The sequence below is a fragment of the Polynucleobacter necessarius genome (assembly GCF_900095205.1).
GTDB classification, from domain to species: domain Bacteria; phylum Pseudomonadota; class Gammaproteobacteria; order Burkholderiales; family Burkholderiaceae; genus Polynucleobacter; species Polynucleobacter necessarius_E.
Map to the genome: position 1 here is coordinate 1854189 of NZ_LT606951.1, position 20138 is coordinate 1874326.

19 protein-coding genes and 9 pseudogenes are annotated in these 20138 nt (G+C 43.2%); 4 read left to right on the forward strand and 24 right to left on the reverse strand.

Annotated features, from left to right (window positions below; all coding sequences use genetic code 11):
* Positions 1-42 precede the first annotated feature (42 nt).
* From DXE37_RS10195 to petA, 3 genes are read right to left on the reverse strand one after another with little or no spacing between them, the layout of a single operon-like run.
* Positions 43-816: a cytochrome c1 gene (locus tag DXE37_RS10195; RefSeq protein ID WP_114637420.1), complete on the reverse strand. Its 774-nt coding sequence runs from the start codon at positions 814-816 to the stop codon at positions 43-45.
* Positions 817-847: 31 nt separating this feature from the next.
* Positions 848-2248: a cytochrome b gene (locus DXE37_RS10200; protein WP_114637421.1), complete on the reverse strand. Its 1401-nt coding sequence runs from the start codon at positions 2246-2248 to the stop codon at positions 848-850.
* A gap of 10 nt (positions 2249-2258) precedes the next feature.
* Entirely contained in the window at positions 2259-2861 is a 603-nt protein-coding gene (gene petA / locus DXE37_RS10205; protein WP_114637422.1) for a ubiquinol-cytochrome c reductase iron-sulfur subunit, read from the reverse strand.
* Between the two features lie 137 nt (positions 2862-2998).
* Here petA and mscL point away from each other — a divergent pair.
* Positions 2999-3418 (forward strand): annotated as a pseudogene (gene mscL / locus DXE37_RS10210) (large conductance mechanosensitive channel protein MscL).
* 25 nt (positions 3419-3443) lie between these two features.
* Positions 3444-4620: pseudogene (locus DXE37_RS10215) on the forward strand (trypsin-like peptidase domain-containing protein).
* A 15-nt stretch (positions 4621-4635) separates the two neighbouring features.
* Here the strand turns inward: DXE37_RS10215 and DXE37_RS10220 are convergent.
* From DXE37_RS10220 to DXE37_RS10270, 11 genes and pseudogenes are all read right to left on the reverse strand, one after another.
* Positions 4636-5370 (reverse strand): annotated as a pseudogene (locus tag DXE37_RS10220) (amino acid ABC transporter ATP-binding protein).
* 38 nt (positions 5371-5408) lie between these two features.
* Positions 5409-6076 (reverse strand): annotated as a pseudogene (locus DXE37_RS10225) (amino acid ABC transporter permease).
* Positions 6077-6087: 11 nt separating this feature from the next.
* A pseudogene (locus DXE37_RS10230) lies at positions 6088-6874 on the reverse strand (amino acid ABC transporter permease).
* Between the two features lie 24 nt (positions 6875-6898).
* Positions 6899-7823 (reverse strand): annotated as a pseudogene (locus DXE37_RS10235) (amino acid ABC transporter substrate-binding protein).
* A 194-nt stretch (positions 7824-8017) separates the two neighbouring features.
* Positions 8018-8347 (reverse strand): annotated as a pseudogene (locus DXE37_RS10240) (O-linked N-acetylglucosamine transferase family protein); the annotation flags it as partial.
* 246 nt (positions 8348-8593) lie between these two features.
* Positions 8594-9160, reverse strand: coding sequence for an O-linked N-acetylglucosamine transferase family protein (locus DXE37_RS10245; protein WP_231971406.1), 567 nt, complete (start codon positions 9158-9160; stop codon positions 8594-8596).
* Between the two features lie 56 nt (positions 9161-9216).
* Positions 9217-9678, reverse strand: a complete 462-nt coding sequence (locus tag DXE37_RS10250; protein ID WP_114637425.1) for a tetratricopeptide repeat protein — start codon at positions 9676-9678, stop codon at positions 9217-9219.
* A complete protein-coding gene (locus DXE37_RS14470) occupies positions 9633-9797 on the reverse strand; it encodes a tetratricopeptide repeat protein (protein ID WP_114637605.1) in 165 nt (54 codons plus the stop codon). The genes DXE37_RS10250 and DXE37_RS14470 overlap by 46 nt, the downstream gene beginning before the upstream one ends.
* A complete protein-coding gene (locus DXE37_RS14475) occupies positions 9794-9838 on the reverse strand; it encodes a hypothetical protein (protein ID WP_415067162.1) in 45 nt (14 codons plus the stop codon). The genes DXE37_RS14470 and DXE37_RS14475 overlap by 4 nt, the downstream gene beginning before the upstream one ends.
* Positions 9839-9855: 17 nt before the next feature.
* Positions 9856-10080 (reverse strand): annotated as a pseudogene (locus tag DXE37_RS10265) (tetratricopeptide repeat protein); the annotation flags it as partial.
* A gap of 243 nt (positions 10081-10323) precedes the next feature.
* Positions 10324-11571 (reverse strand): porin, encoded by a 1248-nt coding sequence (locus DXE37_RS10270; protein ID WP_114637427.1) that lies wholly within the window; start codon positions 11569-11571, stop codon positions 10324-10326.
* A gap of 208 nt (positions 11572-11779) precedes the next feature.
* Between DXE37_RS10270 and DXE37_RS10275 the strand changes: the two genes are divergently transcribed.
* A complete protein-coding gene (locus DXE37_RS10275) occupies positions 11780-13216 on the forward strand; it encodes a tetratricopeptide repeat protein (protein WP_114637428.1) in 1437 nt (478 codons plus the stop codon).
* Positions 13217-13237: 21 nt separating this feature from the next.
* On the opposite strand, the gene tatC is transcribed toward DXE37_RS10275, so the two are convergent.
* The 10 genes from tatC to hisB are packed head-to-tail and all read right to left on the reverse strand — an operon-like array spanning position 13238 to position 18935.
* Entirely contained in the window at positions 13238-14008 is a 771-nt protein-coding gene (gene tatC, locus DXE37_RS10280; protein ID WP_114637429.1) for a twin-arginine translocase subunit TatC, read from the reverse strand.
* Between the two features lie 33 nt (positions 14009-14041).
* Positions 14042-14518, reverse strand: a complete 477-nt coding sequence (gene tatB / locus DXE37_RS10285) for a Sec-independent protein translocase protein TatB (protein ID WP_114637430.1) — start codon at positions 14516-14518, stop codon at positions 14042-14044.
* Positions 14519-14566: 48 nt separating this feature from the next.
* Positions 14567-14791 carry a Sec-independent protein translocase subunit TatA gene (tatA, locus tag DXE37_RS10290; RefSeq protein ID WP_114637431.1) on the reverse strand — a complete coding sequence of 75 codons (225 nt, stop codon included), beginning with the start codon at positions 14789-14791 and terminating at the stop codon, positions 14567-14569.
* 16 nt (positions 14792-14807) lie between these two features.
* Positions 14808-15164 carry a histidine triad nucleotide-binding protein gene (locus tag DXE37_RS10295; RefSeq protein WP_114637432.1) on the reverse strand — a complete coding sequence of 119 codons (357 nt, stop codon included), beginning with the start codon at positions 15162-15164 and terminating at the stop codon, positions 14808-14810.
* Positions 15165-15177: 13 nt separating this feature from the next.
* A complete protein-coding gene (locus DXE37_RS10300; RefSeq protein ID WP_114637433.1) occupies positions 15178-15579 on the reverse strand; it encodes a phosphoribosyl-ATP diphosphatase in 402 nt (133 codons plus the stop codon).
* A gap of 41 nt (positions 15580-15620) precedes the next feature.
* On the reverse strand, positions 15621-16043 hold the full coding sequence (gene hisI, locus DXE37_RS10305) for a phosphoribosyl-AMP cyclohydrolase (RefSeq protein ID WP_114637434.1): 423 nt from the start codon (positions 16041-16043) through the stop codon (positions 15621-15623).
* Between the two features lie 52 nt (positions 16044-16095).
* A complete protein-coding gene (hisF, locus tag DXE37_RS10310; protein ID WP_114637435.1) occupies positions 16096-16854 on the reverse strand; it encodes an imidazole glycerol phosphate synthase subunit HisF in 759 nt (252 codons plus the stop codon).
* Positions 16854-17615: a 1-(5-phosphoribosyl)-5-[(5-phosphoribosylamino)methylideneamino]imidazole-4-carboxamide isomerase gene (gene hisA / locus DXE37_RS10315; RefSeq protein WP_114637436.1), complete on the reverse strand. Its 762-nt coding sequence runs from the start codon at positions 17613-17615 to the stop codon at positions 16854-16856. Before hisA ends, hisF begins: the two co-directional genes overlap by 1 nt.
* An 18-nt stretch (positions 17616-17633) precedes the next feature.
* Positions 17634-18296 (reverse strand): imidazole glycerol phosphate synthase subunit HisH, encoded by a 663-nt coding sequence (gene hisH / locus DXE37_RS10320; protein ID WP_114637437.1) that lies wholly within the window; start codon positions 18294-18296, stop codon positions 17634-17636.
* A gap of 51 nt (positions 18297-18347) precedes the next feature.
* Positions 18348-18935 carry an imidazoleglycerol-phosphate dehydratase HisB gene (gene hisB / locus DXE37_RS10325; protein WP_114637438.1) on the reverse strand — a complete coding sequence of 196 codons (588 nt, stop codon included), beginning with the start codon at positions 18933-18935 and terminating at the stop codon, positions 18348-18350.
* 116 nt (positions 18936-19051) lie between these two features.
* Between hisB and hisC the strand changes: the two are divergent.
* Positions 19052-20118: pseudogene (gene hisC, locus DXE37_RS10330) on the forward strand (histidinol-phosphate transaminase).
* Positions 20119-20138: the final 20 nt, after the last annotated feature.

The following is a 20138-nucleotide window of genomic DNA, read 5'->3' on the forward strand; positions in this document are numbered from 1 at the left end:
TTTTCACACATGGGCCCTAACGTTAGGGCCCATTAAATCCAATTAGTGAATATCTTTCCAATAGGCCTTATTCAAACGCCACGCCAAAATGGTAAAGATTGCCAAAAATAAGAGCACGATTACGCCTAGGCGCTTACGCTCTAATTGCGCTGGCTCAGCCATCCATGACATAAAAGCAACTAAGTCGGCGATATTGTCGTCGTACTCTTGTGGCTTCATGGTGCCTGGAGTTAACTGCTCAAAGCCAACGAAAACTTTTTCCATTCTGCTTTCATCATGAGGATCTTTATGCCCCTCAAACTTTGCAGCTCGCTCACCCTGAAGCTGCCAAAGAACGTGCGGCATGCCGACTCTTGGGTATACCAAGTTATTCCAGCCAGTTTGAGTAGTGTCGTCTTTATAGAAAGTACGGAAGTAGGTATATAACCAATCCGTGCCTCGAGCACGTGCTTCAACCGATAGATCTGGTGGGTTTTTACCAAAGAACGCCTTGCCTTCTTTTGGCGTCATGGAGATGGTCATCAAATCGCCAACCTTAGCATCATTCAAAATCAGGTTGTCTTTAATTTGTTGGTCGGTCAAACCAATATCGCGCAAGCGGTTGTAACGCATGCTTGAAGCTGCGTGGCAGTTTAAGCAATAGTTCACAAATATCTTGGCACCGTTTTGCAATGAAGCATTGCTACTTACACGGTCAGGCGCTTTATCTAAAGGAAAGCCACCCTCATTTGCATTGGCTGCAACACCAAAGCCAAGGGCAGCAACCAAAACAGCAGTTTGGCAGACGCCCATCAAAGTTTGCAGAATTCGTTTCATACTAGTTCCTAGTTTCTCTTTGGTGTCTGAATTAATGGGACTTAAAAGTAACGCGTGCTGGAACAGGCTTGAATGTGCCAAGCGTGCTCCAAAACGGCATTGCCAAGAAGAAGCCCAGATAATAAATAGTGCATACCTGAGAAATCTTTTCAAACACTGGTGATGGTGGCTGAATACCCAAGTAACCCAAAATCACAAAGCTCACCACAAACACACCATAAATATACTTATGGAACTGTGGGCGATAACGAATCGATTTCACAGGTGATTTGTCAAGCCATGGCAAGAAGAACATAATCACAACTGAACCACCCATGATCACAACACCCCAAAACTTAGCATCAAACAAATAGAAACCACCAGCCAGCACCACAGCGATTGCTGCGCACACACCCTTAACCTTAATGTCTTGGGTGCTTTTCGCGAACATTCCCAAGATGACTGCCAAGAAGATCCACAAAGGCAATAGGAAGATGGTAGTGGTTGCACGCAACATTGAATAGAACGGCGTGAAGTACCAAACTGGAGCAATGTGCGGAGGTGTTTGCAATGGATTTGCAGGAATGAAGTTATTCGCTTCAAGGAAGTAACCGCCCATCTCTGGAGCAAAAAACACGATACAAGCAAAAATCATTAAGAAAACACCGAGACCAAAGACGTCATGAACGGTGTAATAAGGATGGAAAGGTATGCCATCTACTGGATGACCATTCGCGTCCAAGTTTTCCTTAATTTCAACGCCATCAGGATTATTTGATCCAACTTTATGCAAGGCGATGATGTGAGCGGCAACCAAACCAATCAACACCAATGGAATTGCAATCACATGGAAAGCAAAGAAGCGGTTGAGGGTTGCATCACCAACTACATAGTCACCACGCAACCATAAAGACAGGTCTGGACCAATAAATGGAATTGCGGAGAACAAGTTCACGATCACTTGAGCACCCCAGTAGGACATTTGACCCCATGGGAGCAAGTAACCGAAGAATGCTTCGCCCATCAGGCACAAGAAAATTGCGCAACCGAAGATCCAAATTAGTTCACGTGGCTTGCGATAAGAACCATAGATCAAACCACGGAACATATGCATATAGACCACCACGAAGAACATGGAGGCGCCAGTGGAATGCAGATAACGAATCATCCATCCCCAAGGAACTTCACGCATGATGTACTCAACTGACTCAAAAGCCTTTGCAGCATCAGGCTTGTAGTTCATTACCAAGAAAATACCGGTAATAATTTGCAATGCCAACACAACAATCGCCAAGGAACCAAAAAAGTACCAAAAATTGAGGTTTTTAGGAGCACAATACTCGGTTAAATGGGCTTTAATCGAGGATGTGAGCGGGAAACGTGAATCAACCCAAGCTAGGACCTTCTGTGCAACTGGAGCGTCTGCTGGGACTTCTTTTTCGTGGAATGCCATTTATCTCTCCTTAGGCCTTCTTATCGTCGCCGATCAGAATCTTGGTATCGCTCAAATATATATGTGGCGGTACTTCAAGGTTATCTGGGGCTGGTTTGTTCTTAAATACACGGCCTGCCATATCGAATGTAGAACCATGACATGGGCAAAGGAAGCCACCTGGCCAAGTATTTGGCAAGGATGGCTGAGCACCGGCTTCAAATTTAGGGGTTGGAGAGCAGCCCAAATGGGTGCAAATACCAACAACTACCAAGTACTCAGGCTTAATAGAGCGCCACTGATTCTGGGCATAAGGAGGCGTAAATTGCGCTGGATCATGCAAGGAATCTGGGTCAGCTAATTCGCCATCAATCTTGGATAGCTCGGCCACTTGCTCAGGGGTGCGACGCACCACCCATACCGGCTTACCGCGCCATTCAACCATTCTCATCTCGTCTGGCTGCATACCAGCAATATCGATTTCAACGGCTGCTCCGGCTGCTTTCGCGCGCTCAGAAGGCTCGAAGCTGTCCACAAAAGGGTAAAGGGCTGCGGCTGCACCTACGCCACCAACCGCCGAAGTGGCTATCAGCCAATTACGGCGATCCTTGTCCATACAGAGCTTGTCACTCATTTACAAAATTCCTAGAAAGGGTATTTATGGGTGGAAATTGCTTAAAGGTAGGATTTTAAAGTAAAAAGTGGGGTAAGCAAGAAAGTTATGGGGTTAATTTCGGGTTAATCTGTATCTAAATTGAAAGAAAGGCATTTATGAGCATTTTAAAGGAGTTTCGCGACTTTGCCGTAAAGGGCAATGTGATCGATTTAGTAGTCGGCGTCATTATTGGCGGGGCCTTTGGGGAAAACCGTCGATTCCCTAGTAAATGACATCGTTTATGCCGGTTATTTCCTCTCTTTGGGGGTCATATCGATTTCACCAATCTTTTCATAGTGTTAGGAAGTATTCCAGAGGGGATTCCAAGAACATTTGATGCCCTAAAGAAGGCTGGTGTTCCAATTTTTGCTTACGGCAATTTCATTATCATTTCTATTAACTTTATCCTTCTAGCCTTTGTTATTTTTCAAATGGTCAAGGTTGTTAATAAGGTGCGGGCAATGGATGCGCCACCGCCCCCCACGCCAGAAGACATCGTCTTGCTTCGGGAAATACGGGACAGTCTAAAAAAATAATGTCGCTCGAGATTAAATAACCAATATGTTGAATCGGCTTTGGTTGCTATTTACACAAGCGGTAACCATTCTTTTAGCAGCTTGGTTCATTGTGGCCACACTCAAACCAACATGGCTATCCGATGCGCCCATGCATTCGCTGGTGGACAACATCACCATCAAAGAGGGTGACTACGATAGTTCATCAATAAACCCCGGCTCTTATCACGAAGCTGTAAAAAAATCGATGCCAGCAATAGTCAACATCTTCACCAGTAAAGTCGCTTCAAAACCTAAAACTAGAAAAGGTACCGATTCAGCAGATCTTTTTTTAAATTCTTTTTTGGCGAACAGCCGCCCAATGAAGAACCCAGTTCGAGTCTTGGCTCAGGTGTTCTGGTGAGCCCAGAAGGAATCATCTTAACTAATCATCATGTTATTAGCGATGCTGACGATATTGATGTTGCACTTACGGATGGTCGAAAACTAAAAGCAAAAATTATTGGTAGCGACCCGGAAACTGATATTACAGTACTGAAGATAGATCCTAAGCAACTTCTAACTCCTATCACTTTTGGAAAAATTGAATCCGTAAAAGTTGGTGACGTGGTTTTAGCAATTGGCAATCCATTTGGTATTGGACAAACAATCACCTCAGGAATTGTTTCGGCTATGGGTCGCGATCATGTTTGGATCAATACTTTTGAAAATTTTATTCAAACTGATGCTGCAATTAATCCCGGAAATTCTGGCGGCGCCCTGATTGATACACGCGGCAATCTCATAGGCATCAATACTGCAATTTATTCGAATAATAGAAGGGGGCTCGTGGGTATTGAATTTGCGATACCGGTGAACTTAGCCAAACAAGTCATGGAGGCCATTATCAGTAATGGCGGGGTATATCACGAAGCTGGATTGGAGTTGAGCCTTAAAACCTCTCTAAAGAACTTTCAGAGTCACTTAGTTTGCCCCCAGCTACTACTGGCATTCTAATTTCGGGAGTACTGGAAGGTGGTCCTGCAGCAAGAGGCGGAGTAAAACCTGGAGACGTCCTTATTGCAGTCAATGGCAATAGCACCAAAGATGTCAGACAGCTATTGAATCAAATAGCGCAAATCGGCCCAGGCAATGAAGCTACGCTCAAAATTTTACGCAAAGATAAAGAATTGGAACTAAAGGTTCAGGCTGGGAAAAGGCCAAAACCTAAAACTAGGAATTAGTTGTACTAGCTCTATTTATCCAACCAATATTTTTGATAAAAAATCTTTTGCTCTTGGAGAGCGGGCATCAGGATTACCAAAGAATTCGTCTTTAGTGCAATCCTCAACAATGTGTCCATGATCCATAAAGATGACGCGATTACTAACCTTGCGAGCAAAACCCATTTCATGAGTAACGCAGCACATCGTCATGCCTTCATTGGCAAGCTTTACCATTACATCAAGAACTTCTCCAACCATCTCAGGATCAAGCGCTGATGTTGGCTCATCAAACAACATGACAATCGGATCCATACTCAATACGCGCGCAATAGCAACACGTTGTTGTTGTCCGCCAGACAATTGACCGGGAAATTTATCCCTTTGCGCAACTAATCCCACTCGTTCAAGGTATTTCAAACCATGGGTTTTTGCCTCATCAGCTGATCGTCCCAACACCTTAATTTGAGCAAGTGTTAAATTTTCAGTAATGCTTAAATGGGGAAAAGTTCAAAATGCTGAAACACCATTCCTACATGAGAACGTAGTTTTGGTAAATTCGTTTTTAGGGTCACGAAGGCGATTTCCGTTAACGGAAATCTCACCCGACCGAAATGGCTCCAACGCGTTAATGATTTTAATAAGAGTAGATTTACCGGATCCCGAAGGACCGCAAATCATTACCACTTCACCCTTATTAATGGTAGTTATGCAGTCAGTTAATACCTGAAAAATGCCATACCACTTAGAAACATTTTGAAGTTCTATCATGATGATCTATATATTTATAAGGGAAGTATTCAATATTGTTAGCGAATGATGGCAACTTTTGCCTGAATTGTTCGCACGACTTTGGAAAGTGAAAAACAAATTACGAAATATGTTGCGGCAACCAAAATATAGGTTTCAATAGGACGTCCATAGTTCTTTCCAGCGATCTCAAAACCTTTGAGCAGGTCATAAGCACCAATTGCATATACCAAAGAAGTGTCTTGAAACAAGATGATGGTCTGAGTCATAAACACTGGGATCATATTTCTAAAGGCTTGCGGCAAAACAACTAAGCGCATATTTTGGCCATAGGTCATTCCTAGAGCCTCACCGGCATAAATTTGTCCTTTAGGTACAGATTGAATGCCAGCCCTGACGATCTCAGAAAAAAAGCAGCTTCAAAGACAATAAAAGTAATCGTTGCAGATAGGTCAGCACCTATTGGCTTGCCAATCAACATTGGAATTAATAAGAAAAACCACAAAATCACCATAACCAAAGGTATTGATCGCATGGTGTTTACATAGAACGTTGCTGAGTATACCAAAGCAGGTTTTCCAGACAATCTCATGAGCGCCAAAAATGTGCCTACAACAATCCCGCCAATAGTTGCAATAACAGTTAATTGGACGCTAAAAAGCAAGCCCTTCAGAATGTAATTAGTGAAGAGTTCCCAGTTATAAAAACTTAGATCTAAGCTCAACATGTTGCATCCATTTAATGAGCCAAACTTGCATCATTCGATGCGGCAATAAAACCAGGTATACGACTACGTTTTTCAATGAAAGCCATCACGCGATTTACAGCAAATGCAGAAAGTGCATAGAGCGTAGTTACTGCTAAATAGATTTCCACTCCATGCGAAGTTTCTTCTTGTGCCTGCATTGCGAATAATGTGAGCTCAGGCACAGATACTGCAAACGCTACCGAGGAGTTTTTAATAACATTCATACTCTCAGAGGTAAGGGGTGGAATCACAATACGTAATGCCACCGGCAAAATAACGTAGCGATATGTCTGAGCAGTAGTTAGGCCTAAAGCAGTTGCTGCAGCTCTTTGCCCACTAGGAAGAGACTGAATACCCGTTCTTACTTGTTGAGCAATTCGTGCTGAAGTAAAAAAGCCAAGAACAATGCTAACTAACCAATAAGAAGGCAAAGGACTTTAAGGGAAGCACAAATGCCGGAATGACGTGATACCAAAGAAATACCTGCACCAGCACTGGAATATTCCGAAATAACTCAACCCAGGCAGTTGAAAACCGAACCAGAAGGCGCCTAATGCGACCATTGTCGGGTAAGGTTCTTAAAGTACCCATTACAGCCCCAACTATCAATGCAATAGCAAGGCCGGCAACAGCCAAAGTCCATCCCCAAACCTTCATCAGCCAATCTAGATAACTAGGATCAGCATTTCGACCAAGCCCAAAAATTGAGGAGAAGCAGTGTTCGACCACTTCTCCATCCAAGGTGCTTTTACAAAAAACACCTAAATCTAATGCCATATAAGGTACTTACTTTTTAGTGGATTATTTCTTGTCGTAATCTTCCGCAGGTTTGTCATTCAAATTGTCCCAAGCATTTTTAGTTGCTGGAGACAACTCAAGACCAACTACGATATTTTTTGGTGGAATTGGCGATAAAAACCATTTATTCCATAAACCTGGCATTTTGCCATTGGCTACAATTTTGGCAATAGCAGCATTAACGGCCGCCTTAAATTCAGGGTCATCTTTTCTAACCATAATGGCGATTGGCTCAGCACTTAGCACTTCACCAACAATCTTATAGTCTTTTGGGTTTTTAGAATTAGCAATATTACCCGCCAAGATTGAACCATCCATTACAAAAGCATCTACACGTCCTGACTCAAGTAATAAGAAGCTGTCAGCGTGGTCTTTACCAAAAACCTCATCAAAATTCACTCCAGTACCTTTTTCATGCTTACGCAGCAACTGAACTGAGGTAGCGCCTGTTGTAGTGTGGCGACTTTTTTGCCGTTTAAATCGGCAATTGACTTGATTCCAGAATTGGCTTTAACTGCGATCCGAACCTCTTCCACATATAGGGTGTTAGCAAAGCCAACATCTTTAGCGCGGTTAACGTTATTAGTAGTGGTACCGCACTCAATATCAACTGTGCCATTCTGAACCAAAGGAACACGGTTTTGAGAAGTCACTGGCTGATAGTTAATGCGTAGGTGCTCTCATACCCAACTTATCTTTGATATCCCCAAAATCATGCGACAAATCTCCACATGGTAGCCATCAAAACGACTGTCGCCCGTGATATAGGACATCGGAATCGAGGATTCTCGCGAACACCCATAGTTACAGCACCAGAGGACTTCATCTTATCCATTGTGGCACTAGCCGCTTGCGCATTGGAGCCAATAAGCAACAAAGGGGCAGCCAACAAACTCAGGGCTACAGATAAAAAAGGTTTGGAATTCATATTACGCATATTAATGTAATGTGCCTCATACTTTGGGTTCTAGGTAATTCAATGAAATTTTTACAATTCCTTGGGAAGCTGATTCTTCTCTAGCATCATTTTTAGCAGAATTTTTCACTTTAATCCACATTAAAGCTAGTTTTATAAGAATATCTGAGCCTAAAAATTAGCCTATGAACGTGGGGGAGAGAAGCTTATTTCGCATAAATATGATCTGGCGCGAGCCCCTTTTGATGTCGATCGCATGCCTCAAAGTAAGCAAATTCTAAATTTTTAGTAAAAAGTGGGGTATTGAATAGAGGAACAGTAGATAAATTCTTTTCTAAACGAGATTTAATTTCTCTCAGTTTTTGGGGATTATTAGCGATCTCAATGGCAAGCTTGATATATTCATCTTGAGAATCTACGACAAGATCTGGCAAACCAACTGCATTGAGCAAGCTCGCAGCCACTCTCGCACCAAATGACTCACCTATCATTGTTAAAACTGGTAAACCAGCCCAAAGCGCATCACTAGCGGTGGTATGAGCATTGCATTGGGTGTATCAAGAAATAGATCCCCTAACTTATACCTTGCTAAATGATCTGCCGAGTCCATACGTCCAGCAATTACCACCCTTTGAGGATCAATGTTTCGGGCTTGCAGATGATTAAGTAAGCTATTTATTGCGTAAGGGTTATCTCCATATAACCAAAGAACACTACCCTCAATTGCACTTAAAATTTTTGCCTACCCATCTAGGACAGTTGAAGTAATTTTGTAATTGTTGTTAAAGGAGCAAAAAACAAAACTGTTTGCTGGAAGTCCAACGCTTTCTCTTTGTGGAATATTGGGGGGAAATGACTCTGTTTCTATCATTTATTTGATAGCTATTGGGCATATAAATTACCTTCTCAACAAATCCATCTTGAGATGACTCAGGAATGAGAATAGGGTCGGCTATCACGTAATCAAAACAAGGTACGCCCATTGTTCCGGGAAAGGCTAAATAAGATACCTGTATTGGCGCTGCGCCATACATAAAAATTTTGTGGCGCACCTCTTTTGTAAAACCCTTTAAATCAATTGCGATGTCAATCTGCATCTCTCGAGATAACTTGGACGCCTCTTCGTCGGTCATTCCACTAAGGTCGACAAATTGATCGAAAGAACGCTCTAGCCTTGCTCGCATCTCATCTGGTGTATTTCTTCCAAATACAAAAGCAATTAACTCAGATTTATCTTTATCATGACATTCAAATAATTCTGCTATCAAATAAGCAGTAGGATGATTATGAAAATCAGCTGAAAAATAACCAAGTCGAATTTTTCCTCCTGATGGACGCTTTTCTTGCATCACTCGCTGAATCTTGCCCTGCAAAGCCTGAACGTAGATCTCAATAGAACGCCTGATTAGCTTTCTATCAAAGAAATCAAGTTATAGGGTATCGCGACCCTCTTTCCATCTTTGATTCCATCAGTTAACTGCCTCATCTCTAAATCCAAAGACCCCCAGTCACATATTTGAAGATCATTTTGAATGATTGTTCCCAACAAGAAATCTGTATCGGGCTTGATTTCAAAAGCTTTCTGAAATGAGTTTTTTGCTTGAGAAAATTCCTTCATCTCGGAGTAAATATGCCCCTTGAAAATCCAAGCTTCACATGAAGTAGGATTAAGTTGTAAAAGCTCATCATATGCTGCAAGAGCATTTTGATAGTCTTTTACTTGAAGATAGATTTCACCCTTTAGAGAGAGGGCCTCCTGGTAACCGGGCTTGGTTATTAAAGCTTGTATGCAGCAACCTAATGCAGAATCATATTGTTTTCTTAAGAGAAATAGGCGCGGGATACGCCATAAAAAGCCTGAGAGCAATTGGGGTCTACTTCTACCGCTTTCTCATATGAACCTAGGGCCTCTTGATACCTACCTAAAGCCTGATAGGCATTTCCTTGATTGGCATAAGCATCTACATAATTAGGCTCTAAGGTTATAGCTTTTTGTAATGTTCAATTGAATCGTCATAACGCCCCAAAGCTTGGAGCGCATTCCCTAAATTACCATGGGCTCAGCATACAAAGGATCGATTGTGATGGCCTTGTTGTAACAAACCACTGCCTCTTCGTAACGCCCTAACTCGGAAAGAATGTTACCCCGGTTACTATATGCAACTCCATCAACAGGATTACTTTCAATAGCCAAATCCATGAGACGTAGCGCCTCATTCCAATCCTTTTGAAGAGCGGCCACTACACCCAAAAATCGCAGTGCGTCTGGCTGATTTTTTAATACGCAAGACCTGCATTAAAAGTGAATATGCTGAAATAAGCTCATTTGCCTGAATTGCTTGAATCGCTTTTTGGAGAAGTTGAACTATTTTGGGATCCATGGGCTGATATTACTAAAACCCTATTGGTGGTTGATTCAATGGATACAAAAGAAAAAACCCACCGTGTAAACACGGTGGGTTAATTTGCATCTTTGTCTACTCTAATTAAACTAGCTCACGCTAGCGTTAAATTAGAAAGTGTGACGTACGCCAATAGCGTAGTTGCTTACGTTTCCAGAAACAGGGTTAGCATTTGAAGTTGTCAATGATCCTGTAGGAACTGATGCATTTGAAGTACCAGTTTGACCATAGATTGCATACAAGTTAGTACGCTTACTCAACCAGTAGTTAGAACCAATTTGCCAGCCAGTGAGGTTGGCTGCATTGGAGCCGAATGATATGTAACGTCCCAAACCACCAGATGCCCAAGCTTCGATAGTTGGAGTAATGAAGCTACGAACACCAATCTGCTCAGCAGAACGGCTGAGGTAATAGCTGTTAGCTTGTTGCGCAGAAACCTTACGATTAATGTATTGAGCATATGCCTTCAAGATGCCGAAGTCATAAGTCGCAGCTAAATACCATTGGTTATCTTGCACGTTAACGCCAGGTGCAGATGCTCCAAGGCTATAACCAACTTGTGGGAAGCCAGCAGCAGTAGTAGGTAAACCATTGGCAGCTGTTGTTTGAGCAGACTGCTTGGATGTCAAAGCCTGATAGTTAGCTGTTGCATAGAACTTCTGGAATGTGTAATTCACACCCAAGCCCCAACCATTTTGATTATTCAAACCACCTGTTGTAGTGCTTACACCAGCAGCAGTAACGATTGTTTCGTTTTGGTTTTTGTTATTCATAACAATCATTGCATTGCCTTGGAAACCAGCAAATGTATCGCTGTTCAAAGACAATTGGTTGTTTGTACGAATTGTGTAAGCCGCACCAGTTGAACTTTCAGCGCTGTTACCAGTGCCCTCTGAAACTGCTGGGTATACCAAGTTACCAGAGATGTTGTTTGCATTGCCTGGATCAGTAGCGGCAACAGCCTTGTGAACAACAGTGTACTGAGTACCTAATGCAAATTGACCAATACCGTTTTTCTTCAAACCAACAAAAGTTTGACGGTTACCGGTTGCACCAGTACTAACAGCTGTTGAACCGTTAGGAGTAATAGCAGTTTCAATAGTGAAGAAACCTGACAGGCCGCCACCTAAATCTTCAGCACCTTTGAAGCCCAAGCGGTTTGTAGATTGGCCACCTGCAGAAAACGAATTGCCAGTAGTCTTGTTCACAGCCTTGTCACCAGAGTTACCCTGAGCAACGCGTGTGTTGTAACCAATATAACCAAGGTCCAAAATACCGTAAACGGTTACGCTGGACTGAGCTTGAGCAGCAGATGCAAATGCACCCATAGCTGCAATTGCTAATAGCGATTTTTTCATTCTTTAAATCTCCAAAAATTAAAAGTAATGCCCAAATAAAACTGGGACCTGTGAATTTTGCTTCTTTTGCCCAGCTAAACTGGGGGTCAGGGTATTTAGGAGCTCTTTTTGCTTGTCAAAAGGTAGTTTTTTGGCTTTCTTCGTTGTATCTCGGCAACAAGACCCCTGTTTTGTGTCTTTTTGGGGCTCTAGATACCAAAATTGTCATATGGCAAGCCGCGAATTTTTAAAAATCCTCAGTTCAGCACGTTTAGGTGATGTTTCTGCACAACAAAGATTGGCTGACGCGTACCTAACAGGCGCCTTTAAAACCCCTATCCAGCCTGCTAATGCATTGATTTGGTTAGAGAAAGCCTATTTATCGTTTACAAATCAAACGCTTGAGGCAGGATGCTCAAGCAACCCCGAATTAGATGGTCTCCTGCACCAAATCGCTACAGTCCCACTTGCTGAAACCTTCAATTCACCAGCTTTTGCTTTTGGTTGGGATGCCTTTTGGAAGCTTGCGCTGTCTGACGATGAATCAGACGCCTACATGTCCGCAAAGTGGCAGATTGTCAATTTACTAATCAACCCACTAAATCAAGAGTTGCAATCTCAGTTAGCTGAGTGGCTTAAGAAACATACCTCTACTTCTGAAAAAATTGCAAAGCTGGATTTAGTTGGTCTACAAAAATTAGCGAAGCAATGTCTCAGCGAAATTGCAGAGAGTAATTCTGCGTTTGCCCTTAAAGCAAAAGAGCTATCAATTAAGTTGCAACCGAAAAATGAAGCACTCACATCATTGTGGAAAGTTTGGATTGAAGAACAGAATGAAGATGCACTCATTCAGACGGCTGAGCTTGGCTTGACCATTGCTAGATTAACTTTAGGATTACGTCTTGCTCAATTAGACAATCGAGATGAAGATCCTCGAATTAAATCAAATGCCTCACTTAAAAAAGCAGCTCACTGGTTAGAGTTAGCAGCCAAAGATGGTGATCGCGATGCCTGGTATGCATTAGGCGAGATTTATCGTCGCCCTCAGTTCTCTGGATACAACGCTGCGGAAAGCGATCGATGCTTTGATCGTGCTGCTGACCTAGGTCATGCAGAAGCTCAATTACGTAAAGGGGCCAATCTTTGGCGTAAGCGTGAAAAATTAGATGAGAAGGTTCGTGGGTTGCAAGCCTCCTATTGGGTTTGGCAAGCGCATCAGCAAGGTGTGATTGAAGCCAAAGAATTGCTCAGCAAAATATTAGAGAGTTGTCCCGAACCAAAAAGTAATGAATGGTTTGAATTAGCCCAATATGCTGAGCAAGCACTCAATCATCACGCCGAACACAAGCTTGATGAAGACTGGCTTTTACTTTGCTATCGCATCATTATTGCCAATCAATTTAATTTCAGCAAAGCAGAGTTGCTATTGTGCGAAGTTGGTCAATTGCAGCATGAGCATTGCGTAGTGATTGATATCCGCTGGGAATTGCCAAAGATACTGCCACGACTCATTCAAATTGAAACCATTCAACAAAGACGAGCGCTTCTTGCTGCTGGCAAAGCATTTGCTGGCTCTGAAATTGAACTTGAGGGCAACTTACGACAAAGATGCTATCGCTTTGATAGAGTCACCAATTGGTTAACAACTACATTTTCTAAAAATTAAGCAGACGCAGAGGTCGATTGATTATCTGCAGACTCTTCTTCGGTCTGCTTTGTTTGGCACATAAAAACACGCGATTAATAGCCCTAGCTCGTAGAGTAAGGTCATGGGGACTGCCAAAAGTAATTGCGAGAGCACATCCGGTGGCGTGACAACAGCAGAAATTACGAAGGCGCCAACGATGACATAGGGTCGTATCTCCTTCAACTTGGCTAAGGGCACCATACCCATGCGCACTAAAACGACTACTACGACAGGTACCTCAAAAGTAATGCCAAATGCCAAAAAGATAGTCATGGCAAAGCTCAGATAATTATCAATGTCGGTAGACATTTCAGCACCTAAAGGTGCGTTGTAACTAGCCATAAACTTAAATACCGTGGGGAATACTAAGAAGTAGGCAAATGCCACGCCAATAATGAATAAGGTATAGCTACTGACTACCAAGGGCAGGATGAGCTTTCTTTCATGCAGATACAAACCGGGGGCTATAAAAGCCCAAAGCTGATAAATCACTACGGGCAAAGCAATAATGAATGCCACTAACATCGTGACTTTCATGGGCACAAAAAAGGAACCTGTCACATCAGTGACGATCATCTTGCCACCCGCTGGTAATGCCTCTAATAGTGGCTGCGCAAATAAATGAAAAATATCTGGCGCCCAATACACCAAGCAAATGAATACAACAATGATTGCCAACGCGGCCTTAATGACGCGATCACGCAATTCAAATAGGTGCGATAGAAAAGTTTCCTGTAATCCGGAATCTTCAGTTGAATTGTTTTCAGTCATGCGTAGATATTTATATTCTTTTTGTTTTATTTTCTACTTATTGGCACTGTGATGAAAGCGCTTCATCCTGGCTGCGCCAGATTGCACGCGAGTACGAATGCCTGCGGAGTGTTTGAACCAAACTGGTCGTGCAGCACGGCGCACGCCCCAGCTATTACGACCTTGACGCTGTGATTTACGGAGCACTTCTTTTTCATCGAAAGGTGGCTTTTCAAAGCTGATCTCAAAAATGTCTGCCTGATCACTGAGATTGGCGCCAGCTTCCTGAACTGTTGAACCGATACTATTTTCAACCCCTTTGAGCGTAGCAGCAGTTTCTTCTCGAAACTTTTTAAACTCTTCGACTTCCATCTGACGATTAACTTCAGACTTGACATCAACCATATAACGTTGCGCTCGACCAAATAAATTACCAGCCATACGCGCAACTTTAGGTAAGCGCTCTGGCCCTACGACAACCAAAGCAACTACAGCAATCAGTACTAGTTTTAAAACTCCAAGGTCAATCATTTAAACCAGTCGCTTAAAAGCTGCATGAATTTCTATCTACGCAATCAATTAGGACTTGTTGACGTCTTTAGCTTGAACATCAACAGTCTTTTCTGCTGTAGCAGAGCTTTGCTGAATTTGCTCTTTAGGCTCTTCACCAGTTTTCATGCCGTCCTTAAACCCTTTAACTGCACCACCTAAATCTTGGCCAATGTTACGTAATTTTTTGGTACCGAATACCAACATCACAATAACCAAAACTATCAACCAATGCCAAATGCTAAATGAACCCATCTTTAATCTCCTTGGATTATTTTTTCCAGGGGCGCGGACCGCCCATCACATGTAAATGCAAGTGATAAACCTCCTGCCCACCATCTGCACCATTGTTTACCATCAATCTAAAGCCACCATCCTTACCTGGACGGCAGTCTTGCTCTTTGGCAAGACGGGGTGCTAATTCCATCATTCTACCTAGCAAAGGCGCATCTATGCTTTCCGCAGACTCCAGCATGGGAATATGCTTTTTGGGAACCATCAAAAAATGGATAGGGGCTGCTGGGTTGATATCTTTAAAAGCATAAATTTCCTCATCCTCATAGACTTTCTGTGAGGGGATTAAGCCTTGAGAAATCTTACAAAACAAGCAATTAGGATCGTGCGACATATTTCTCTCTTAATTATTCTTGACCGGCAGCTTTTCTGGCGGCTTTTTCCTCAATACCCGAAGTTCCCAAGCGACGATCAAGCTCAGCAACAACATCTTCTGGACGCAAATTAAATTGAGAAAGTGCAATTAAGCAGTGAAACCATAAATCAGCCATTTCCCCAACAAGCAACTTTTGCTGCTCGGAAGCCAAATTCGAATTGCGCGCATCTTTCGCCGCCATTACAGCCTCTGTCGCCTCTTCACCAATTTTTTTTAAGATTCCATCGTCACCCTTTGAAAAGAGCAGTGCGGTATAGGAGGTTTTGGGGTCTATTTGATCTGCCTTAAACGCATCGCGACGTTGATCAACCACATCAGCCAGATGGGCGAATGCAGAGTCTAAATTTGAAGGTTTATTGGCAGAACTAGTCATTTAGTCATTTTATGTCTTTTAAAGAAAAAACTTTAGGTTCTCTATTTTTTTGAAACTGACTGATCTATCCAAGCTGCATTAGCAGAGTCCCAACACTTAAAGAAGCAGCTGTGTTCGCCTGTATGACATGCGATGCCATCTTTTTGCTCAACTAAAAGCAGAATCGTATCGCCATCACAGTCCAAGCGAATTTCTTTTACCTTTTGCGCGTGACCAGACTCTTCACCTTTGTGCCAAAGCTTCTGTCTTGATCGAGTCCAGTACACAGCTTCACCTAGGCGCAAAGTTTCTAATAAGGCATCGCGATTCATCCAGGCCATCATCAATACATGGCCGCTGCCTACTTCCTGCGTAATAACCGGTACCAGACCTTGCTCATTCCAAGTCACAGTATCAAGCCATGAACCAGCTTGCAGATTCTGAATAGGGGCAAAGGTATTTTGGGCGCTTTGAGATTTGCTCATACCTAAACTTTACAGGTAATAAGCCTAAACGCACCAAAAAGCCTTTGAAGACTTAAATACGTACTGGAATCCCTTGGGCGGCCATGTATTCTTTTGCTTGGCCAACGGTGTATTCGCCGTAGTGAAAAATACTAGCGGCTAAAACAGCGTCTGCATGACCCTTGGTAATGCCGTCTACTAAATGCTGTAAGTTACCAACACCACCCGAAGCGATTACCGGAACTGAAACTGCATCACTGACTGCTGCGGTCAAAGGTAAGTCAAAGCCATCTTTACTGCCATCACGGTTCATACTAGTTAGTAGAATTTCACCAGTTCCGCGTTTGGCGACCTCTTTAGCCCATTCCACAACATCCATTCCAGTGGCCGTTCTGCCTCCATGGGTGAATACTTCCCAATTTCCAGAATCCGTTTGTTTTGCATCAATCGCTACCACTATGCACTGCGAGCCATAGTAAGCAGCGGCATCCGATACCAAATCTGGGTTAGCTACCGCAGAGGAATTCATGCTGACTTTATCTGCACCAGCATTGAGTAATCGACGCACGTCTGCAACTGCACGCACTCCGCCACCTACCGTTAAGGGAATGAATACTTGTGATGCAACATCCTCAATGATGTGCAAAATAAGATCGCGGCCGTCAGAGGTGGCGGTAATATCCAAAAACGTCAGCTCGTCTGCACCTTGAGTGTCATATCGTTTAGCAATCTCAACGGGATCGCCTGCATCACGCAGACCTACAAAGTTCACACCCTTAACTACACGCCCTGCAGTGACATCAAGACAAGGAATGATTCTTTTAGTTAACACTAGATAATTTTCTTTTGATATTTAAGCGTCAACTCATCAGCGTATTTTTGTGCGGCTGCCAGATCAAGATCTCCAGTATAAATAGAGCGACCAGCAATCACGCCCATGACACCTTCTTCTTCCGCTTTGCATAGTGCATCAATATCTTGGTTATTTGACAGCCCACCACTCACAATCACAGGAATGCGTATCGCCTGAGCCAACTTGACAGTAGCGTCAATATTGACGCCCTTTAGCATCCCATCACGACCAATGTCGGTATAAATAACCGCCTCTACACCCCAGTCTTCAAACTTTTTAGCGAGATCAATCACTTCATGACCCATGATTTTGCTCCAACCATCGGTGGCAACCTTACCATCACGCGCATCTAAGCCAACCATGACGTGCCCTGGAAATGCAGTGCAAGCGTCTTGCACAAAACCTGGATTTTTAACAGCTGCGGTCCCAATAATGACAGTACTGATGCCATCATCCAATAATCTCTCTATGGTCTCGAAATCGCGTATACCGCCACCGAGTTGAACTGGAATTTCGTCCCCCACTGCCTTCAGAATCGATTTAATCGCAGACTCATTTTTGAGCTTACCTGCAAATGCCCCATTCAGATCAACCAAATGTAGACGTCGCGCCCCTTTGCTAATCCAGTGCGCCGCCATTGCACCTGGGTCTTCAGAAAAAACAGTGGCTTTATCCATATCACCTTGTTCGAGTCGAACACAGTAGCCGTCTTTAAGATCAATTGCGGGAATCAGCAGCATAGCAAAAAGATAAAAATATTAAGGTTGCCAAGAAACAAAATTTTTATAAAGCTTCAATCCGTATTCTGCACTTTTTTCTGGATGAAATTGGGTTACGAAAATATTATTTCGCGCCACAGCAGAAGTAAACCAATTGCCATATTCAGTAGAGCCGACGACATCCTCATTGCGTTGCGGCACAACAAAGTAGCTATGTACAAAATAAAAGCTTGTTAGGTCAGGAATGCCATCCCACAAGGGGTGCTTACGATCCTGGCGTACTTGATTCCAACCCATATGTGGCACCTTATAGGCTGACCCATCAGATTGCTTCTTGCCAGCCAATTCAAAGCGACGAACTTCACCAGGCAGTAAGCCCAAACATAGCGTCCATTGATCAACCCCATTGCCACGCACTTCAGAGCTTTGATCAAACAGCATTTGCTCGCCTACACAAACACCCAAGAAAGGCTTGGATTTGGATATCTCAAGCAACGCCTCCAATAATCCCGATTCGGTCAAATGCCTCATGCAATCTGGCATTGCTCCTTGACCAGGTAAAACCACTCGATCAGCCGAACGAATTTCTTCTGGCTGATGAGCAATCAATATATTGTCATCAGGGGCAACATGATGAAATGCCTGAAACACGGAACGGAGATTACCCATTCCATAGTCGACGATCGCAATGGTTTGCGCCAAAATTGAGCCTATCTTTGCTTTTATATCTATTGGGCAACTAGAAGATCTAGATTAGAGGCTGCCTTTGGTTGATGGAATGGAACCAGAAGCACGAGGATCAACTGCCAAGGCCATACGCAAAGCACGTCCAAAGGCCTTGAACACGGTTTCGATCTGGTGATGAGCGTTAATACCACGCAAATTATCGATATGTAAGGTCACTCCTGCGTGGTTCACAAAACCACGAAAAAACTCAATGCTGAGATCTACATCGAAATCTCCAACGCGTGCACGAGTAAAGGGAACATTAAATTCCAAACCTGGGCGGCCAGAGAAATCAATCACGACACGCGATAGGGTTTCGTCCAAAGGAACATAGGAATGTCCATAACGGGTTATGCCTGCTTTATCTCCAACTGCTTTAGCAAAGGCCTGCCCCAAGGTAATTCCCACATCTTCAACAGTGTGATGGTCATCAATATGGGTATCGCCATTGGCTACGACTTTGAGGTCGATCATGCCGTGACGGGCAATTTGATCCAACATATGATCTAGGAAAGGAGCGCCGGAAGCTAGCTCAGCCTTACCGGTACCATCTAAATTGATGGAAATCTGAATTTTGGTTTCCGAAGTGTTTCGGGTAACGGCGGCTTGCCGCATGTTTCATTGCGCCGCGAGGCGAAGTGTTGATTGGAGCATCATAATATCATTCCTAGAGAAGATATAAATATCGATATTGCTGTACTTTTATCCCGTTTTTTGACCTGAGAACCCTCATGAGCCGTTTTTGGAGCCCTGTTGTTCAAACCCTAACCCCTTACATTCCAGGGGAGCAACCGCAATTGCAGCGGCTTATCAAACTCAACACCAATGAAAGTCCATATGGTCCTTCGACAAAAGCGCTTGCCGCGATCGAAAGTCAAAATACTGCAAATTTACGGCTTTACCCAGATCCAGAGGGCGCAGCCCTTAAGCAGGCAATCGCCAAACTACACAACGTAGGCCCTAAGCAAGTTTTTTAGGCAATGGTTCAGATGAAGTTTTAGCCCATATATTTGCTGGTCTTCTAAAACAAAGTAAACCTATTCACTTTCCAGATATCACTTATAGCTTCTATCCGGTCTACTGCAAGCTTTTTGGAATTGACTATCAAACTGTTCCTTTAAATGAAAAGTTTGAAATCAATACTGCTGACTACAAGACTCCTAACGGTGGAGTTATTTTCCCGAACCCGAATGCCCCTACTGGCAGATCTATTCCTCGCTCAGAAATAGAAGCTTTACTAGCGTGTAATAAAGATTCCGTAGTTGTAATTGATGAAGCTTACGTAGATTACGGCACTGAATCTTGTATTCCTTTGTTGCGCGGCGACAAATGCCCTGAAAATCTATTGGTAGTTCATACACTTTCTAAATCTCGTGCCCTAGCCGGACTACGTGTTGGTTTTGCTGTAGGCCATCCAGACTTAATTGAAGGTTTAGAGCGAGTCAAGAACAGTTTTAATTCCTATCCACTGGGACGTCTTGCACAGGCTGGAGCGATTGCAGCAATTGAAGATCAAGCGCATCTTGAGGAAACATCTGCCAAAGTTGTTCAAACGCGCGCAAAATTAATTGAGCAACTCAATGCATTCGGCTTTGAAACTTTGCCTTCAACTGCAAACTTTATTTTCACGCGTCATCCACAGCATGCTGGCGCCAAGCTTTATCAAGCCTTACGTGATCTGGGCATCATCGTGCGCCACTTTAAGTCACCACGTATTGAAGAGTTTTTACGCATCACCATTGGTACAGATGAACAAAGCGGTGAACTTGTCGCCGCCCTAAAAGAAATCTTAAATTAAGTTTTAAAGAAGTAAAGCTG

Excerpts from the sequence above, each read along its gene's own strand:
- DXE37_RS10195 (WP_114637420.1), bottom strand. The coding sequence starts at position 816 with ATGAAACGAATTCTGCAAACTTTGATGGGCGTCTGCCAAACTGCTGTT.
- DXE37_RS10200 (WP_114637421.1), bottom strand. The coding sequence starts at position 2,248 with ATGGCATTCCACGAAAAAGAAGTCCCAGCAGACGCTCCAGTTGCACAG.
- petA (WP_114637422.1), bottom strand. The coding sequence starts at position 2,861 with ATGAGTGACAAGCTCTGTATGGACAAGGATCGCCGTAATTGGCTGATA.
- DXE37_RS10245 (WP_231971406.1), bottom strand. The coding sequence starts at position 9,160 with ATGCAAGAAAAGCGTCCATCAGGAGGAAAAATTCGACTTGGTTATTTT.
- DXE37_RS10270 (WP_114637427.1), bottom strand. The coding sequence starts at position 11,571 with ATGAAAAAATCGCTATTAGCAATTGCAGCTATGGGTGCATTTGCATCT.
- DXE37_RS10275 (WP_114637428.1), top strand. The coding sequence starts at position 11,780 with ATGGCAAGCCGCGAATTTTTAAAAATCCTCAGTTCAGCACGTTTAGGT.
- tatC (WP_114637429.1), bottom strand. The coding sequence starts at position 14,008 with ATGACTGAAAACAATTCAACTGAAGATTCCGGATTACAGGAAACTTTT.
- tatB (WP_114637430.1), bottom strand. The coding sequence starts at position 14,518 with ATGATTGACCTTGGAGTTTTAAAACTAGTACTGATTGCTGTAGTTGCT.
- tatA (WP_114637431.1), bottom strand. The coding sequence starts at position 14,791 with ATGGGTTCATTTAGCATTTGGCATTGGTTGATAGTTTTGGTTATTGTG.
- DXE37_RS10295 (WP_114637432.1), bottom strand. The coding sequence starts at position 15,164 with ATGTCGCACGATCCTAATTGCTTGTTTTGTAAGATTTCTCAAGGCTTA.
- DXE37_RS10300 (WP_114637433.1), bottom strand. The coding sequence starts at position 15,579 with ATGACTAGTTCTGCCAATAAACCTTCAAATTTAGACTCTGCATTCGCC.
- hisI (WP_114637434.1), bottom strand. The coding sequence starts at position 16,043 with ATGAGCAAATCTCAAAGCGCCCAAAATACCTTTGCCCCTATTCAGAAT.
- hisA (WP_114637436.1), bottom strand. The coding sequence starts at position 17,615 with ATGCTGCTGATTCCCGCAATTGATCTTAAAGACGGCTACTGTGTTCGA.
- hisB (WP_114637438.1), bottom strand. The coding sequence starts at position 18,935 with ATGCGGCAAGCCGCCGTTACCCGAAACACTTCGGAAACCAAAATTCAG.